Here is a 16,940-nt window from a genome sequence, read left to right as displayed (position 1 = left end):
TGGCGGGATGCTGTTGCTCGTACCCGCCGACCCGCTCCGGCCCCGCTGCCCGGAACCGCACTTCGCGCCGGAGGCGACGACCGCCCGGGAGGCCGGCGTGCCGGTCGCGGTCGTCGACCACGACGCGCTCGCCCGGGGTGACGCCGACGCCGCCCTGCGACAACTGCCCGAGGAGACCGAGGCGGTCTACCGCGGCTGGATGCTCCGCTCCGAGCGGTACGCCGCCTTCGCGGACGCGCTGGCCGTGCGGGGCGTCACGCTGCGCACCGGCGCCGAGCAGTACCGGCGGGCGCACGAACTGCCTGGCTGGTACCCGGAGCTGAGGTCCGTGACGCCGGCCACGACGTGGACCGTGGGGGACGGGCGGGACGCGTTCGACCGGGCCCGCGCCACGCTGGGCGACGGCCCGGCCGTGCTCCGCGACTACTGCAAGTCGATGAAGCACCACTGGGACGAGGCGGCCTTCATACCCGACCTGGCCGACCCCGAGGCCGCCTGGGCGGTGGCCCGCCGCTTCCGGCAGCTCCGCGAGGACGACTTCGTGGGCGGTTTCGTGCTGCGCAGCTTCGAGCTGTTCACCTCGGCGGAGGTGCGGACCTGGTGGCGGGACGGCCGGTGCGTGCTGATCGGCCCGCACCCGGACACCCCGGACCGACCCCCCGCCGTCGACCCCGACCTGACCGCCGTCGCGCCGCTGGTGGCCGGCCTGGGACTGCCCTTCGTCACGGTCGACCTGGCGCTGCGCGACGACGGGGAGTGGCGGGTGATCGAGCTGGGGGACGGCCAGGTGAGCGACCGGCCCACCACCGTAGACCCGGCACGCCTGCTCACCCCGCTGCTGGCCTGAGCGCAGCCGGCGGCGGGGGTATCGGGGCGGTCACCTGCCGCCGGGCGATCAGGCCCGATTCGGTACGCCGACAAGAAAGGCGGCCCAGGAGGTGGGGTCGGTCGAAGGCCAGCACCGGCCCGGCCGGGTCCTTCGAATCGCGTACGGCGACCGCCCGCGCCGGCGTGGCCACCTCCACACGCAGTTGGCGTTGGAGCCGCTGCGGGTGGGCTTGCGCCAAATCACGCCGGACAGCTCAGGGGTGGTCATCCTCGGCCCTGGGTCGATGAAGATCGTCGGCCGGCGGAACCGGGTCCGTCCGGGCAGTGCGAGAACCCCGGCCGCCTGGTAGCGCGCCGAATGGGAGCGCAGGCAGCACCGTTTCAGAAGGTCATCGAAGTTCTCGAACCGAGGCCGGGGCCCTCATGCCATGCACCACGACCAGGAGCGCCATTTTCGACGCCAGGCCGCGCCATGACTGACCGCGCGGGAGATCTTGGAACGAAATGGCCCCTGGAGGGGCCGTTTGCTACCAAGATCTCCGGTTATCCTAAGGTGTGGAACGGAATTCCCGGAAAATGGAGGAACAGCCCGGGCCCCACCTCGCCACGACGACCGGTACCTGGCAACGGTCAACAGGTCCGTGTGGCGGTGGGGTGTTGGTCTCGGTGAGCCGGGGCAGGTCAGGCGTCGTAGTCGACCGTGAGCGTTTCGGTGACCGGGCTGGACTGGCAGGTCAGGACGTATCCGGCCGCCACCTCGTCCGGCTCCAGGGCGTAGTTGCGGGCCATCGTCACCTCGCCGTCGACCACCTTCGCCCGGCACGTCGAGCAGACCCCGCCCTTACACGCGTACGGCAGCTCGCCGCGCACCCGCAGCGCCGCGTCGAGGACCCGCTCCTCACGGCCCATGGTGAAAGACGACGACCGGCCGTCGAGCAAGATCGTCACCTCCGCCCCGGCGCCGGGCCGGTCCGCCGGGCGGCGCGGGGGCGCGGGGGCCTCGGCGACGTGGAACAGCTCCGTACGCACCGCCGACTCCGGCACGCCACGCTCCGCCAGCACCGCCTTCGCGTCGACCACCATCCCGTACGGGCCGCAGAGGAACCACTCCTCGATCGCGTCACCCGGCACGATGGTCTCCAGCAACCAACCCAGCCGCCCGGTGTCGATCCGCCCCGACAGCAGCGGCGACTCGCCCTGCTCGCGGGAGAGCACATGCACCAGGTGCAGCCGGGTCGGGTACCGGTCCTTCAGGTCCGCCAGCTCCTCGGCGAACATCACCGAGTTCGCCGAGCGGTTGCCGTACACCAGGGTGAAGGTGCTGGCCGGCTCGACGGCCAGGGCGGTGGCGACCAGCGCGAGCACCGGGGTGATGCCGGAGCCGGCGACCACCGCGCCGTAGCGGCGGACCCGGTCCGGCGCGAACGCCGTGGTGAAGTGCCCGAGCGGGGGCAGCACCTCGACGGTGTCGCCGCCGCGCAGGGCGCCGCAGGCGTAGGTGGAGAACGCGCCACCTGGGCTCTCCCGCACCCCGATCCGCAGCCGGCCGTGCCGGGCCAGGTCGTCGGGCGTCGAGCAGATCGAGTACGACCGCCGCACGTCCACGCCGTCCTCCCCGACGCGCCGCACGGTGAGGTGCTGGCCGGCGCGGAACGCGAAGGTCTCCCGCAGCTCCTCGGGCACGGCGAAGGTGATCGCCACGGCGTCGGCGGTGAGCCGGTCGACGGCGACGACGGGCAGCGGGTGGAAGGCCGGCCGGCGACGGACCGGGCGGGTGATCGTGACAGTCACAGCGCCTTCAGGTGGTCGAAGGGTTCGGAGCAGGAACGGCAGCGCCAGAGCGCCTTGCAGGCGGTGGAGCCGAACCGGCTGATCTGCTCGGTCTCCGGGGAGCCGCAGCGCGGGCAGCGGACGGCGAGGGTCAGCGGCACGACCGGACCGGACCGGACCGGGGCGGGCGGGGCGATGCCAGCGCCGGCGAGCTTCGCCCGACCGGTCTCGGAGATCCAGTCGGTGCTCCACGCCGGGCTGTAGACGGTGCGGACCTCGGCGTCGGGGTGCCCGGCGGCGGCGAGCGCCCGGCGGATGTCGGCGCGGATCATGTCCATCGCCGGGCAGCCGGTGTAGGTGGGGGTGATGGTCACGGTCACCCGGCCGGTGGCCGGGTCGGAGTCGACCGCCCGCAGGATGCCGAGCTCGTCGATGGTGATCACCCGGATCTCCGGGTCCATCACCGCCGCCACGGCCTCCCTCGGACTCACCACTTCGCCCCCGGGTGGGCGCGGTGCAGCACCTGCATCTCGGTGAGCAGGTACGACAGGTGCTCGGTGTGCAGGCCGTCCCGTCCGCCGGCCGGCGCCCAGCCGTCCGCCGGCCGGGCCAGCGTGGCCTCGGCGAGCACCGGGTCCACGGCGGCGTCGAACGCCGCGCGCAGGGTGGTCGGGTCGACCGGCGCGCCCGGGAACGGCGCGAACAGCTCGTGGACGTACGGCCAGACCTGGTCGACGGCGGCCTGCATCCGGCGGTGCGACTCGGCGGTGCCGTCGCCGAGCCGCCGCACCCAGAGCGAGGCGTGGTCGAGGTGGTACGCGGACTCCTTGCGCGCCTTCGCACCGATCGCCGCGAGCCGCTCGTCGGCGCAGCCGGCCAGCGCGGCGTACAGCGGGAGCTGGTACGCCGACAGGAAGAACAGCTTCGCCACGGTCACCGCGAAGTCGCCGTTGGGCAGCTCGACCAGCAGGCAGTTGCGGAACTCCCGGTCGTCGCGCAGGTACGCGAGCGCGTCCTCGTCCCGGCCGGCGGCCTCCAGCTCGCCCGCGTACGTGAGCAGCAGCCGGGCCGCACCGAGCTGGTCGAGGGCGACGTTGGCCAGCGCGACGTCCTCCTCCATCTCGGGGGCGCGGGTGGTCCACTCGCCGAGCCGCTGCGCGGCGATCAGCGCGTCGTCGCCGAGGGCGAGGGCGAAGCCGAAGGGGCCGTTCACAGGTGGGCCACCCCGTCCGGGACCTCGTAGAAGGTGGGGTGGCGGTAGACCTTGTCGGCGGCCGGGTCGAAGAAGGCGTCCTTCTCGTCCGGGCTGGACGCGGTGATCGCGCCGGCCGGCACCACCCAGATGGAGACGCCCTCCTGGCGGCGGGTGTACAGGTCCCGGGCGTTGTGCAGGGCCAGTTCGGCATCGGGGGCGTGCAGGCTGCCGACGTGGGTGTGCGCCAGCCCGCGTCGGGCCCGCACGAACACCTCCCAGAGCGGGGACTGCTCGGTCATGCGGCCACCTTCTCCTTCTTCTCCGCCTGCTTGGCGGCGTACGCCGTGGCCGCCTCGCGCACCCAGGCGCCGTCGGCGTGGGCGTGCCGGCGGTGCTCCATCCGCTGCCGGTTGCACGGCCCCTGGCCCTTGATCACCCGCATCAGCTCGTCGTAGTCGGGCTGGGTGTAGTCGTACGCCTGCCGCTCGTCGTTCCAGCGCAGGGCGGGGTCGGGCAGGGTGAGGCCGAGGATCTCGGCCTGCTGCACACACATGTCGACGAAGCGCTGCCGCAGCTCGTCGTTGGAGAACCGCTTGATCTTCCACGCCATCGACTGGGCGGAGTGGGTGGAGTCGCCGTCCGGCGGGCCGAACATGGCCAGCGACGGGTACCACCAGCGGTCGACCGCGTCCTGTGCCATCGCCTTCTGGTCGGGGGTGCCGTGGGCCAGGATGTGCAGGATCTCGTAGCCCTGCCGCTGGTGGAACGACTCCTCCTTGCAGACCCGGATCATCGCGCGGGCGTACGGCCCGTAGGAGCAGCGGCACAGCGGGACCTGGTTGACGATGGCCGCGCCGTCCACCAGCCAGCCGATCACGCCCACGTCCGCCCAGGTCAGCGTCGGGTAGTTGAAGATCGAGCTGTACTTCTGCCGCCCGTCGAGGAGGAGCCGCACCAGCTCGTCCCGGCTGATGCCGAGGGTCTCCGCGGCGGCGTACAGGTAGAGGCCGTGCCCGGCCTCGTCCTGCACCTTGGCCAGCAGGATCGCCTTGCGCTTGAGCGAGGGTGCCCGGCTGATCCAGTTCCCCTCCGGCTGCATCCCGATGATCTCGGAATGCGCGTGCTGGGCGATCTGCCGGATCAGCGTCTTCCGGTACGCCTCGGGCATCCAGTCGCGGGGCTCGATCTTCTGGTCGGCGTCGATCACGTCGGCGAAGTACGCCTCCAGGTCGGTGTCCGGGCCGGCGGTGCCGCCGCGCCGCCGGGCGGCCGCCTCCCGCAGCGCCGCCTCCGCCGCCTCCACCTCGCCGAGCAGGCCGCCGCCGGGCGCGTCGTCCGGAGCGGAGAAGTCGTTGCCATACATGGCAGCAAGTGTTACAGCTCGCCACTTCTAGCACCAGAGGGTGTCACAGGTTTCCGAAGACACCTTCCGTCACGAACAGTCACTCCCGGTGTCGACGCAGGTCGAGTCGGGGTATGACATGGGTCACCAAACAAAGGTGAAAGCCGCCAAGAGCGGCGAAGCGGTCCATTATCCCGCCTTCATAGCAACCTGACAGGCGTCGGATCCTGGCGTCAGGGCCATCCGGAAGTAGACTTTGCCGGTCACACCGATCGGCTGCCGACGATTGCCAGCGCCAGACGAAGGCCACTTCCCCCGGCCTCGGCGATCAAGCCGACCCTTTCGGAAAACGATCGGGCCCCCCGGCCCTGACATCTGGAGTTCATCCACTCATGCGACCTCGCGTGGCCATGGTGCTCGCCGTCGTGGCGGTCCTCCTCGGCAGCGCCATGCTGGTTCCCGCCGCGTACGCCCGGCTCTCCGACGACGACACCGGCGGATCCGGCGGGGGCGCGCAGAGCGTGGCGGCCCCCGAGCCGACCGCCCCACCGCCGCCGACCCTGGCAGCCGGCCCGGTCTCGATGAATTTTTCCGGTGAGTTCTTCTCCTGGGCCCTGATGGACCGGACCACCGGCACCATCTCCGGCTCGAAGAACCTGGCCTCGACCAACTCCACCGAGTCGATGATCAAGTCCTGGTTCGCCGCCGACTACCTGCGGCAACTCGGCGACAAGCCGCTGTCCGCCGAGCGAAGGAAGCAGATCACCACGGCGATCCGGGACAGCAACGACGACGCGGCCAACGCGCTGTACGCGGCAGTCGGCAAAGCCGCGACGATCAAGCGGATGATCAGCACCTGTGGGCTGACCGACACCAAGTCCGGCAACGTGCCCGGCTACGTCGGATGGTGGAGCTTCACCCGGATGTCACCCCGGGACGCGGTCCGGCTCGGCGACTGCGTCGCCGACGGCACGGCCGCCGGCCCCAAGTGGACGTCATACCTGCTGGACGAGATGAGCAAGGTTCGCGGCAGCATCAAGGAGCAGCAGCTGAAGTCCGGCGGCGGCAAGTGGGGCATCGTCGACGGCCTGCCGGCCGAGATCAAGGCGCAGGGCCCGGTCAGTATCAAGAACGGCTGGACGCCGTTGAACTACGACGGGAACTGGCACGTCAACTGCCTTGCGGTCACCAAGAAGTGGAGCCTCGCCGTCATGCTGCGCTACCCACAGAAGAGCGGTCTGCCCTACGGCGCGAAGGTCTGCGCCAGCGTGGCGACCCAACTGGTCACCCCGCAGCCGGGCGCCGCGCTCAAGGTGCCGCAGCAGCCGGTCGGGAAGCTCTGATGGCGGGCAACCGCCGGGCCCCCGGCGGGGATGCCTCTCCGCTGCGGCTGATCGTGATCGCCGTCGTCCTGATCGGGCTGGTGCTGGTGTCGCTGCGGCTGATGCCCGGCTCCCCGCTGGCCTCGGCCGCCGCCGCCAAGTGGGGTGACCCGTCCGCCCCGGTCGACCGCGCGGCCGCCGAGGCACCGGACCGCAGCTCGCGTCCCAGCCCCACGGCCAGCCCGTCGCCGTCGCCGTCGCTGGAGCCACTGCCGTTCGCCGACAAGCAGATCGACCTCGACATCGAGGGCTGGTACGCCTGGAGCGTGCTGGACACCCGGACCGGAAAGATCATCGGTTCGGAGAACATGGACGAGACCAACACCACCGCGTCGCTGATCAAGGCCTGGATCGTCGCCGACTACCTGCGCCTGGCCGACAAGGCCGGGCAGACGCCGAGCGACGCGAAGCTCGCCGACGCCACCCGGATCATCCGGGACAGCGACAACACCCGGGCCGAGCAGTTCTACAACTCCGTCGGCCGGTCCGCGTCGATCAAGCGGCTGATCTCCATCTGCAAGACCACCGACAGCAGCGTCGCCGCCGACGGGGGCTGGAGCCGGACCGCCCTCTCCCCCCGGGACACCGCGCGACTCGGCGCGTGCATCTCCGACGGTCGCGCAGCCGGCCCGGAGTGGACGAAGTGGCTGATCAACGAGATGCGGCTCGTCCGGGGTGCCGGTGACTTCGGCATCCGCAAGGCGTTCCCCGAGGCGGAGCAGAAGAAGATCGCCATCAAGAACGGCTGGATCGACCGGACCAAGGAGCAGGAGATGCACATCAACTGCCTGGCCATCGGCGACAACTGGACGATGGGCGTGATGGTCCGCTACCCGATCAACATGGGCTACGAGTACGGCATGAAGAACTGCCAGAAGATCACCGAGGCGGTGCTGCGCTCGACCACCTGACGGCAGGCCCCTCGGGCCCGCCCGGTCCGAGTCGGCCGCGCACGCAGGCCGCGCCGTCAGCCGGCGAAGAACTCCGGGCCGCCCTCGGGCAGGGCCGGGGCCTCGCCGATCTCGGCCGCCCGGCGGGCGAACTCCCGCAGGCCGGCCACCTGCCGCTCGCCGAGCGAGAAGTCCAGCGCCCGAAAGTACGTGGCCAGGGTCTCGGCGTCGAACGGCTCCCAGCGGGCGGCGGCCTCGGCGACCTGGTCCAGCTCCGCCAGGCAGAGGTCACGCGAGCGCAGGAACGCCTCGTGCACCTCCTTCACGAGGCCGGGATGAGCCGCGGCGAAGTCCCGGCGGACCGCCCAGACGGCGAAGACCATCGGCAGCCCGGTCCACTCCCGCCAGGCCTGGCCGAGGTCGGTGACCTCCAGGCCACGCCGGGGCGCCTCGTAGAGCGCCCGCAGCGCCACGTCGCCGATCAGCACCCCGGCGTCCGCCTCCAGCAGCATCTGAGTCAGGTCGGGCGGGCAGCGGAAGTACTCGGGGTTCACGCCGTACCGCTCGCCGAGCAGAAGCCGGGCCAGCAGCACGCCCGTGCGGGAGGTCGAGCCGAGGGCCACCCGTCCGTGGTCCAGCTCGGCCAGCGGCCGGGTCGACACCACGTTGACCGAGAGCACCGGGCCGTCGCTGCCCACCGCGAGGCCGGGCAGGAGCAGCAGCTCGTCGGCGTGGCGCAGGTACTCGACGTGCGAGATCGGCCCGATGTCCAGGTCTCCGGCGACGAGCGCGGCGCTGAGCCGGTCCGGCGAGTCCTTGTGCAGGTCGACGTCGATCAGTGCGCCGGAGCGCATCAGGCCCCAGTAGATCGGCAGGCAGTTCAGGAACTGGATGTGTCCGACCCGGGGGCGGGCGATGCGGTCAGCCATGCTTTGACCGTATCCCCGGGGCCGGCCCGGGGCTCAGCGGGCCGCCCCGGGAGTGGCCAATCCCGCACGAGGCGTCGGCGTCCCCGCCGGGCCAGCCGGAGTCTCCCCGGCCTCCGGGACCGGTCCGGCCTCCCGAGCGGCGGCGGCGGCGCGCTCCGCGCGAGCCGCCCGGGCGACCGGGACGGCGAACGCACCGACCGCCAGCGTCCCCGCGAGGCCGCACGCCGCCACCAGCGGTCGGGGCTCGGCCAGCTCCAACAGCAGGCCGCCCGCCGCGAGCCCGAGCATCGAGGCGCCCTGGGTGGCGGCCCCGAGCACGGCGTACGCCCGGCCCAGCGCCACCTGCGGCACCCGGCGCGCCAGCAGCACGTTGGTCAGGACGTTGTCCCCTCCGTTGGCCACCCCGCCGAGCAGCCAGACCGGCACCAGCAGCCACGCGGACGGCACCGCGGCGGAGACCAGCACCGCGACACAGCAGCCGCCGAGCAGGAACAGGCCCGTGCCGAGCAGCCGGCCGTCGTCGGTGAGCCGGCGGGCCAGCGGGGCCAGCGCCCAGGCACCCAGCACGACGCCGAGTGTCCAGGACCCGGTGACCAGCCCGTAGACCGTGGTGGAGCTGCCCAGCGTCTCCCGGATGAAGAACACCTCGATCACGTTGATCGCCCCCACCGCGCCGATCACCCCGGCCAGCGAGGCCACCATCGCGACGAGCAGCGGGTCCCGGCGCAGCCGCCAGCCCCCTGCGGTCGACCCGGCCCCGCGCGTCGCCGGCTCCGCCCCGGGCGTCGGCCCTGCCCCGGGCTTCACCGGGGCGGCGGACCGGGCGCCGCCCCGGCGCGTCCGGATCAACAGGCCGGCGGCGACCAGGACGAGGTAGCTGGCGGCGTCCACGAGCAGCGGCAGGCGGGTGCCGAACCCGCCGACCAGCAGACCGGCCAGCGCGGGGCCGGCGAGCGCGCCGAGGGTGCCGGCGGTCTGGTTGAGGGCACTCGCCCGGGGCAGGTCCGCCGGCCGCACCATTGCCGGCACCAGCGCGGAGAGCACCGGCTGGGTGACCGCGAGGCCGGCCGCGAGCAGCGCCACCAGGCCGATCACCAGGGCCGGGTGCCTTGCGTACGCGAGGGCCAGGCAGATCGCGGCCTGGGCCAGGCCGGCCCCTACCAGCAGGGTGCGGGAGTTCACCCGGTCGGCGAGCCGCCCGGTCAGCGGGGCGAGCGCGACCAGCGGCAGGGTCGCCGCGATCAGCAGCCCCGACACGGCTGTCCCGCCGGCCCCCGCCGACTGCAGGGCCAGGGTGAGGGCGCTCGCCGCGAGGAAATCTCCGCAGCTGGAGACGCCCCGGGCAACGGTGGCGAGCCAGACGTCGGGCCAGCGCGACCGGTCAGACGCGAAGGACATGTTTCGAAAATAATCCTTCACACTTGCCGTTGGCAATCCCCTCCCGCCCCGGCGAGCCCGCTCAATCGATGGGTACCGACCGCCACTGCACCGCGACGGTGCGCGCCTCGGCCGGCGGGTCCGACCGCTGCCAGCGTCGGTACGGCGCCAGCAGGCCCTGGACGGCCTCGTTGAGTGCGCCCAGCTCCTCGGCGGTGAGCAGCAGCACGCTGTCGCTGAACGAGCCGACGGCGTACCACTCCGGGGACTCCTCGGGCGCCCGGCGGAGCCAGTCCCGGGTCCGCTGCGCGTCCCGGGCCATGTGCGCCTCCACGAGGGCCAGTTCGGCGGCCCGCGCCTCGGAGTCGGCCGCCTGGCCCGCCTCCACGTAGTAGGACGGGCTGAACGCCCGCCACACCCGTTCCCGGGCGTCCCCCCGGCTCGGCGCCTGCTCGACCAGGCCGAACCCCGCCAGCGCGCGCAGGTGGTAGCTGGTCGCGCTCGGCGAGAGCCCGACCAGCTCCGCGCACTCGGTGGCGGTGACCCCGCCCGGAAGCGAGCTGAGGTGTTCCATGATCGCGAGCCGGGCCGGGTGGGCCAACGCCCGCATCACCTGCGGATCGCTGATCGTCACCCGCTGCCGCTCGGGCCGTGCCTCGGTCATGGCCCCATGATCCCGGCGCCGGGGCGGCCTGGCCAACCCACGGCCCGTCCCGGTAAACCGCCTGCCGGGTCAGCCGGACGAGGCGTAGACTGTCGCCCCGCCGACGGCCGCGGTGTCGAACACCGCAGCGGACGTCCCCGCGCCGGCCCTTGTGCCGGAAACGCGAGCGGCAGCGTTTGTCCCCCGCGCCGAGGAGTACGTCGGATGACCCTGCACGCCCCCGTTTCACTCGACACCGAACTGGCCGCCGAACGGGCCCACCTGGACGCGTCCCGGGCCGCGCTGGCCCGCATGCGCGAACGGACCGAGGCGCTCTTCGCCACCGGTCACAACGTCGCCGGCGACGCGTACACGGCCGAGATGCTGGGGCGCACCCTGTCCCGCCGCGTCGCCGAGCTGGCCGACCAGCCCGACACCCCGCTGTTCTTCGGCCGGCTCACGTTCGGCGACGAGGAGCACCACGTCGGCCGCCGCCACGTCACCGACGACCTCGGCGAGCCCATGGTGCTGGACTGGCGGGCACCGGTGTCCCGGGCGTTCTACCGGGCCAGCGCCCGCGACCCGCAGGGCGTCACCGTGCGCCGCCGCTTCGGCTTCGACCGCGGCGCGCTGACCAGCTTCGAGGACGAGCGGCTGGACCGGGGCGAGGAGCTGGGCACGGCCAGTCGCATCCTCACCGCCGAGATCGAGCGCCCCCGCGTCGGGCCGATGCGGGACATCGTCGCCACCATCCAGCCGGAGCAGGACGAACTGGTCCGCGCCGACCTGGCCGACTCGATCTGCGTGCAGGGGGCACCGGGCACCGGGAAGACGGCCGTCGGCCTGCACCGGGCGGCGTACCTGCTCTACCTGCACCGGGAGCGGCTGCGCCGCTCCGGGGTGCTGATCGTGGGGCCGAACCGGGCGTTCCTGTCGTACATCGCGGCGGTGCTGCCGGCGCTCGGCGAGGTCGAGGTCGAGCAGGCGACCGTGGAGGACCTGATCGCCCGGGTGCCGGTGCGGGCGGTCGAGGGCACGGCGGTGGCGACCCTCAAACACGATCCGCGGATGGCCGAGGTGCTGCGCCGGGCGGTCGAGTCGCGGATCGCCGCGCCGACCGAGCCGATCATGGTCTCCGACGGGTCGTTCCGCTGGCGGATCGGCCTCGACCCGCTGCACCGGCTGGTCGAGGAGACCCGCCGGGAGGGGCTGCCGTACGCCACCGGCCGGGAGCGGGTCCGGGCGCGGGTGGTCAGCCTGCTGCAACGCCAGGCCGAGGCCCGCCGGGCCGAGTCGCCGGGCGACCCCTGGCTGCGCCGGATGGGGAAGTGTCGCCCGGTCACCGACTTCCTGGACACGGTCTGGCCGGCGCTCACCCCGGAGGGGCTGGTGCACACCCTGCTCGCCGACCCGGCGGCGCTCGCGGCGGCGGCCGACGGCGTGCTCACCGACGCCGAGCAGGCGCTGCTGACCTGGGCTAAGCCGGCCCGCACCCCGAAGGCGGCGAAGTGGACCGCCGCCGACGCGGTGCTCGTCGACGAGGCCGCCGGGCTGCTGGAGCGCCCCGCCGGCTTCGGGCACGTGGTGGTCGACGAGGCGCAGGATCTGTCCCCCATGCAGTGCCGGGCCCTGGCCCGGCGCAGCGAGCACGGGTCGGTCACCCTGCTCGGCGACCTGGCCCAGGGCACCGCCCCGTGGGCCGCCCGCGACTGGCGGGAGTCCCTGGCCCACCTGGGCAAGCCGGACGCGGTGGTGGTGCCGCTGAGCATCGGCTTCCGGGTCCCCGCCGCCGTGGTGGCGTTCGCCAACCGGCTGCTGCCGGCGCTGGAGGTGGACGTGCCCCCGGCCGAGTCGCTGCGCCGCGACGGCGCGCTGGACGTGCGTACGGTGGACGACCTGGCGGGGGCGACGGTGGCCGAGGTGCGGGCGGCGCTGACGCACGACGGCTCGGTCGGCGTGATCGCCACCGACGACGCGGTGGACGGGCTGCGCGCGGCGCTGGCCGATGCGGGAATCGACACCGCGACCGCCGACGACGTGGAGACCGCGGCGCGGGTCATCGTCGTCCCCGCGACGCTGGTCAAGGGCCTGGAGTACGACCACGTCGTGGTCGTCGAGCCGGCCGCGATCGTGGCCGCCGAGCCGCGCGGCCTGCACCGGCTGTACGTGGTGCTCACCCGGGCGGTCTCCCGGCTGACGGTGCTGCACACCGCCCCGCTACCCGCCCCACTGCGCTGAGCCGCCCGCGACGGGTCAGCCGCACCCATTGACTCTGGGCGCTGGCGGAATCCGCCGAAGGCCTCTGTCCCCGGCAGCGCGCGGGGGGTACACCATAGGGCGGCGGCAACTGTCCGCCGGCCAACCCCGAAGGAGCCGTCATGATCCTCGCCCGCGCCGACCAGGCCACCCGCCGGTACGGCGACGTGCTCGCCCTCGACCGGGTCAGCCTCGACGTGCGCGCGGGCGAGTTGGTCGGGCTGCTCGGCCCGAACGGCGCCGGCAAGAGCACCCTGTTGAACCTGCTGGTCGGGCTGCGCCGGCCCACCGCCGGCCGGGTCGAGCTGTTCGGTGGCGATCCACGCGACCCCGCCCACCGCCGGCAGATCGGGGTCACTCCGCAGGAGACCGGCCTGCCCGGCACGCTGCGGGTCGGCGAGGTGGTCGACTTCGTCGCCGCCCACTTTCCGGACCCGGTCCCCCGGGGCGAGCTGCTGGACCGGTTCGGCCTCACCGATCAGGTCCGGCGGCAGACCGGCGGGCTCTCCGGCGGCCAGCGCCGCCGGCTGGCCGTGGCGCTCGCCTTCATCGGCCGGCCCCGGCTGGTGGTCCTCGACGAGCCGACCACCGGGCTGGACGTCGAGGCCCGACACAGCCTCTGGGAGGCGATCCGCAGCTTCCACGCCGACGGCGGCACCGTGCTGCTGAGCAGCCACTACCTGGAGGAGGTGGAGGCGCTGGCGCACCGGGTGGTGGTGATCGGGGAGGGCAGGGTGCTGGCCGACGACACCACCGAGGCGATCCGCGGGGTGGTCGGCGTACGCCGGGTCAGCCTGGTCGCGGCCGACCTGCCGGCGCTGCCCGGGGTGGTCCGGGTCGAGCGCGTCGAGGACCGCACCCACCTGCTCACCACCGACGCCGACCGGCTGGTACGGGCGCTGGTGGCCAGCGGCGCTCCGTTCCACGACCTGGAGGTGCGCCCCACCTCGCTGGAGGAGGCGTTCCTCGCGATCACCGCACCGGGCAGGCATGATGCCGTCCCCGGCGGGACGGGCGCCCCACCGACCGCCACCGATCACGCCGGCCAGCCCGCCACCGCCTGAGGAGACACCGGTTCCCGTGAGACTCGCCCTCGTGCACGCCCGCTACCAGCTCCTGGAGACGATCCGAATCCCGGTGGCGGTCTTCGGCAGCGCCTTCTTCCCCGCCGTGTCGATGCTCTTCTTCGTGGTCCCGTTCGCCGGGGACGATCCGACCGGCGCCACCTACGCCACCGCCGCCATGGTCACCTTCGCGGTGATGAGCGCCAACATCTTCCAGTACGGCGTCGGCGTGGCCGAGGACCGCGCCCAGCCCTGGAACCCGTACACCCGCACGCTGCCGGCCGGGCCGGCGCCGCGCTTCGCGGGCCGGGTGCTCGCGGGGCTGGCGCTGACCCTCCTCTCCCTGCTGCCGGTGGTGGTGATCGCGGCGCTGCTCACCGACGCCCGGATCAGCCCCGGGGCGTTCGGCCTCGCCGTCGCCGCGGTCGCGCTGATCTCGGTGCCGTTCACCCTGCTGGGCCTGGCTATCGGGTACGCGCTGCCGAGCAAGGCGGCGATCGTGGTGGCCCAGGTCGTCTTCTTCCCGCTGGCGTTCGGCGGCGGGCTGCTCTCCGCCCCGGGCAGCGCGCCCGCGTTCGTCGAGACGATCGCGCCGTACCTGCCGACCCGGGGCGCGGTCGAGCTGATGTGGGCGGCGGTCGGTCCCTGGCATCCCGCGCCGCTCTCGGTGGCCATGCTCGGCGTCTGGATCGTGGGGCTGGCGGCGCTCGCCGGGTGGGCGTACCGGCGCGACGAGGGTCGCCGCTTCCACTGACGCGCCCGACGGCACCACGCAGGGGCCGGGCGGTCGACGCCACTCGGGGCAGTTCGTCCCAATTCCGCCCGCCCGGCCCGGCTGCGGTGCCAGGATGCGGGCAGGGCGTCCCGCCGGGGCCGTCCCCTGCGAGAGGGGTCAGCGTGAGCACCGTCCCGCCGGGCACGCCGTGCTGGGCCGACCTGGCCACCCCGGACCTGGCAGGCGCGCGGCGCTTCTACCCGGAGCTGTTCGGCTGGACCGGCCGGATCGCCTCCCAGCCGGAGGCGGCCGGCTACACCACCTTCCTCAAGGACGGCCGGTCGGTGGCGGGCGCCGGGCCACCGGCCACCCCGGACCAGGTGCCGATCTGGTCGACGTACGTGGCGACGGACGACGCGGACCTGGTCACCACCCGGGTGGAGGCGGCCGGGGGGCAGGTGCTGGTCACCCCGTTCGACGTGTTCGACCAGGGCCGGATGGCGGTCTTCGCCGACCCGGCCGGCGCGGTGTTCAGCGTCTGGCAGCCGATGGCTCACCCGGGGGCGGAGCTGTTCAACGCCCCGGGGGCGATGAGCTGGAACGAGCTGGTCACCCCGGACCCGGAGGGCGCGAAGGTCTTCTACGAGCTGGTCTTCGGCTGGCATCCGGAGGAGCAGCCGACGGAACCGGTCACGTACACCGGGTGGCGGCTGGGCGGGCGGGTCGTGGGCGGGATGATTCCGCCGCTGGGCGACGACTTCCCGGCCGATTTGCCGGCGTACTGGACCGTCTACTTCGCCGTGGCGGACGCCGACGCCACCGCCGCCCGGGCCGCCGAGCTGGGCGGCACGATCCTGGTCCCGCCCCGCGACATCCCCCAGGGTCGGCTCGCCGCCCTCCGCGACCCGCAGGGCGCCCTCTTCTCCGTCATCGCCCGCTGAGCTGCGCCGCTACTGCGGACGCAGCCCCGCGACGAGGATGTCGACCAGCCGGCGCGCGTCGTAGCGCGGGTCGCGGCCCGCGCCGATGCAGAGGTTGCCGACGCCGCGCATCAGCTCGTAGGCCGCCACGTCGGGGCGGACTTCGCCTGCTGCGGCCGCGGCGTCGAGCAGCCGGGCGCAGACGGGCACGAGGCGGTCGAGGAAGTAGGCGTGCAGGGCCTCGAAGGCCGCGTCGTCGGAGCGCAGCGCCTCGGCGAGGCCGTGCTTGGTGACGAGGAATTCGACGAAGAGATCGATCCAGCGAGCCAGTGCGACGCACGGGGTGTCGCAGCCGACCAGCAGGGTCGGGCCGGCCTCGGCGCAGGCCTCGACCTGGTGCCGGTAGACGGCGACGACGAGATCCGCCCGCGTCGGGAAGTGGCGGTAGATCGTGCCGACGCCGACGCCGGCGCGGGCGGCGATGTCGCGTACCGGCGCGTTGACGCCGCAGGCGAGGAAGGCCGCGGCGGCCGCGTCGAGCAGGGCCTGCTCGTTGCGCCGGGCGTCGGCCCGCCTCCGCGCGCCTGACGCCCCCGATTCGTCGACGGCCACGGCGTCGCACCCCCTTGTCAAGCGGAACACGGTTCCGTATCGTCTCGGCGGAACGCTGTTCCGCTTCTTCATGATGTCACCCCGAGGGAGAAAGATCATGCCTCACTCAGACCCGGGGGCCGGCGCGCCCGCCCCGGTCGTCTCGGTCGCTCCGGTGGCGCTGCCAGCCCCGGGCCGCGGCGAGGACGTTCAGGTACGAGTCTCAGCGCCCGTGACCGGTCACGAACTGCCTGTCGTCATCTTCTCGCACGGCTTCGGCTGGTCGATGAACGGCTACGCCCCGCTGGTCGACTTCTGGGCGGCCCACGGGTTCGTGGTAGTGCAGCCCACCCACCTCGACTCCCGGACGCTCGACGTCACCCCCGACGACCCCCGTCACCCCGAGATCTGGCGTTTCCGCGTCGCGGACCTCCGGCGCGTCCTCGACGAGTTCGATCGCGTCGAGGACGCCGTGCCCGGCCTCCGGGGGCGCGTCGACCGCAGCCGCGTCGCCGCCGCCGGACACTCCTGGGGCGGCCAGACCGTGAGCATGCTGCTGGGCGCGCGCCTCCTCGGCGCCGACGGCACGCCCGGCGAGGACATGTCCGACCCCCGGGTCGGCGCGGGGGTGCTGCTGGCCACGGCCGGCACGGGCGGCACCGACCTGAGCCCGTTCGCGGCCGAGCACTTCCCCTTCATGAACCCGAGCTTCGCGCAGATGACCACGCCGGCCCTCGTGGTCACCGGGGACCGGGACCAGTCCGCCCTGACCGTCCGGGGGCCGGACTGGTTCGCCGACCCGTACCACCTCAGCCCCGGCCCCAAGAGCCTGCTCACCCTGTACGGGGCGGAGCATTCCCTCGGCGGGATTCCCGGCTGGGCGGTCGCGGAGACGACCGACGAGAGCCCCGACCGTGTCGCCCTGCTTCAGCGGCTCACCTGGGCCTACCTGCGCAGCGCGCTGCAACCGGGGGACGGCAGCTGGGCCGCGGCGAGCGCCGAGCTGACGACGAGCACCCACCCCCTGGGCCGCGTCGA

General features: G+C 73.5%; 16 protein-coding genes and 2 pseudogenes. 8 read left to right on the top strand and 10 right to left on the bottom strand.

The window, feature by feature from the left end; genetic code table 11:
- Positions 1–7 precede the first annotated feature (7 nt).
- Positions 8–847 carry an ATP-grasp domain-containing protein gene (locus OG617_RS15745; protein ID WP_405102520.1) on the top strand — a complete coding sequence of 280 codons (840 nt, stop codon included), beginning with the start codon at positions 8–10 and terminating at the stop codon, positions 845–847.
- A gap of 48 nt (positions 848–895) precedes the next feature.
- Here the strand turns inward: OG617_RS15745 and OG617_RS15740 are convergent.
- From OG617_RS15740 to paaA, 6 genes and pseudogenes are all read right to left on the bottom strand, one after another.
- Positions 896–1,096, bottom strand: a pseudogene (locus OG617_RS15740) (DUF397 domain-containing protein).
- Positions 1,097–1,509: 413 nt separating this feature from the next.
- A complete protein-coding gene (gene paaE, locus OG617_RS15735) occupies positions 1,510–2,619 on the bottom strand; it encodes a 1,2-phenylacetyl-CoA epoxidase subunit PaaE (protein ID WP_405102518.1) in 1,110 nt (369 codons plus the stop codon).
- The gene (paaD, locus tag OG617_RS15730) at positions 2,616–3,092 is read right to left on the bottom strand and encodes a 1,2-phenylacetyl-CoA epoxidase subunit PaaD (RefSeq protein ID WP_405102516.1); all 477 of its coding nucleotides are present in this window, start codon (positions 3,090–3,092) and stop codon (positions 2,616–2,618) included. Before paaD ends, paaE begins: the two co-directional genes overlap by 4 nt.
- Entirely contained in the window at positions 3,086–3,811 is a 726-nt protein-coding gene (gene paaC / locus OG617_RS15725) for a 1,2-phenylacetyl-CoA epoxidase subunit PaaC (protein ID WP_405102514.1), read from the bottom strand. The genes paaD and paaC overlap by 7 nt, the downstream gene beginning before the upstream one ends.
- On the bottom strand, positions 3,808–4,092 hold the full coding sequence (paaB, locus tag OG617_RS15720) for a 1,2-phenylacetyl-CoA epoxidase subunit PaaB (protein ID WP_350883423.1): 285 nt from the start codon (positions 4,090–4,092) through the stop codon (positions 3,808–3,810). Before paaB ends, paaC begins: the two co-directional genes overlap by 4 nt.
- Positions 4,089–5,156: a 1,2-phenylacetyl-CoA epoxidase subunit PaaA gene (paaA, locus tag OG617_RS15715; RefSeq protein ID WP_405102511.1), complete on the bottom strand. Its 1,068-nt coding sequence runs from the start codon at positions 5,154–5,156 to the stop codon at positions 4,089–4,091. The genes paaB and paaA overlap by 4 nt, the downstream gene beginning before the upstream one ends.
- A 371-nt stretch (positions 5,157–5,527) precedes the next feature.
- Between paaA and OG617_RS15710 the strand changes: the two genes are divergently transcribed.
- Positions 5,528–6,478: a serine hydrolase gene (locus tag OG617_RS15710; RefSeq protein WP_405102509.1), complete on the top strand. Its 951-nt coding sequence runs from the start codon at positions 5,528–5,530 to the stop codon at positions 6,476–6,478.
- Positions 6,478–7,428 carry a hypothetical protein gene (locus tag OG617_RS15705; protein ID WP_405102507.1) on the top strand — a complete coding sequence of 317 codons (951 nt, stop codon included), beginning with the start codon at positions 6,478–6,480 and terminating at the stop codon, positions 7,426–7,428. Before OG617_RS15710 ends, OG617_RS15705 begins: the two co-directional genes overlap by 1 nt.
- Before the next feature lie 56 nt (positions 7,429–7,484).
- Here OG617_RS15705 and OG617_RS15700 read toward each other — a convergent pair whose 3' ends face one another.
- From OG617_RS15700 to OG617_RS15690, 3 genes are all read right to left on the bottom strand, one after another.
- Positions 7,485–8,336, bottom strand: coding sequence for a menaquinone biosynthetic enzyme MqnA/MqnD family protein (locus OG617_RS15700; protein WP_405102505.1), 852 nt, complete (start codon positions 8,334–8,336; stop codon positions 7,485–7,487).
- A gap of 33 nt (positions 8,337–8,369) precedes the next feature.
- The gene (locus OG617_RS15695; protein ID WP_405102503.1) at positions 8,370–9,734 is read right to left on the bottom strand and encodes an MFS transporter; all 1,365 of its coding nucleotides are present in this window, start codon (positions 9,732–9,734) and stop codon (positions 8,370–8,372) included.
- A gap of 61 nt (positions 9,735–9,795) precedes the next feature.
- A complete protein-coding gene (locus tag OG617_RS15690) occupies positions 9,796–10,377 on the bottom strand; it encodes an ArsR/SmtB family transcription factor (RefSeq protein ID WP_405102501.1) in 582 nt (193 codons plus the stop codon).
- A 204-nt stretch (positions 10,378–10,581) separates the two neighbouring features.
- Here OG617_RS15690 and OG617_RS15685 point away from each other — a divergent pair, with 204 nt between their 5' ends.
- The 4 genes from OG617_RS15685 (at position 10,582) to OG617_RS15670 (ending at position 15,332) form a co-directional block, all read left to right on the top strand.
- A complete protein-coding gene (locus tag OG617_RS15685; RefSeq protein ID WP_405102499.1) occupies positions 10,582–12,594 on the top strand; it encodes a HelD family protein in 2,013 nt (670 codons plus the stop codon).
- A gap of 140 nt (positions 12,595–12,734) precedes the next feature.
- Positions 12,735–13,676 (top strand): ABC transporter ATP-binding protein, encoded by a 942-nt coding sequence (locus OG617_RS15680; RefSeq protein ID WP_405102497.1) that lies wholly within the window; start codon positions 12,735–12,737, stop codon positions 13,674–13,676.
- A gap of 16 nt (positions 13,677–13,692) precedes the next feature.
- On the top strand, positions 13,693–14,430 hold the full coding sequence (locus OG617_RS15675; RefSeq protein WP_405102495.1) for an ABC transporter permease: 738 nt from the start codon (positions 13,693–13,695) through the stop codon (positions 14,428–14,430).
- A gap of 143 nt (positions 14,431–14,573) precedes the next feature.
- The gene (locus OG617_RS15670) at positions 14,574–15,332 is read left to right on the top strand and encodes a VOC family protein (RefSeq protein ID WP_405102493.1); all 759 of its coding nucleotides are present in this window, start codon (positions 14,574–14,576) and stop codon (positions 15,330–15,332) included.
- Between the two features lie 9 nt (positions 15,333–15,341).
- On the opposite strand, the gene OG617_RS15665 is transcribed toward OG617_RS15670, so the two are convergent.
- Positions 15,342–15,923 (bottom strand): TetR/AcrR family transcriptional regulator, encoded by a 582-nt coding sequence (locus OG617_RS15665; protein ID WP_405102491.1) that lies wholly within the window; start codon positions 15,921–15,923, stop codon positions 15,342–15,344.
- A gap of 97 nt (positions 15,924–16,020) precedes the next feature.
- Between OG617_RS15665 and OG617_RS15660 the strand changes: the two are divergent.
- Positions 16,021–16,938, top strand: a pseudogene (locus tag OG617_RS15660) (alpha/beta hydrolase family protein); the annotation flags it as partial.
- Positions 16,939–16,940: the final 2 nt, after the last annotated feature.

Source organism: Micromonospora sp. NBC_01412, assembly GCF_045040215.1.
Taxonomy (GTDB): Bacteria; Actinomycetota; Actinomycetes; order Mycobacteriales; family Micromonosporaceae; genus Micromonospora; species Micromonospora rubida.
The sequence above is the reverse complement of the archived record's forward strand: the minus strand, read 5'-3'. Positions and strand labels throughout refer to the sequence as shown.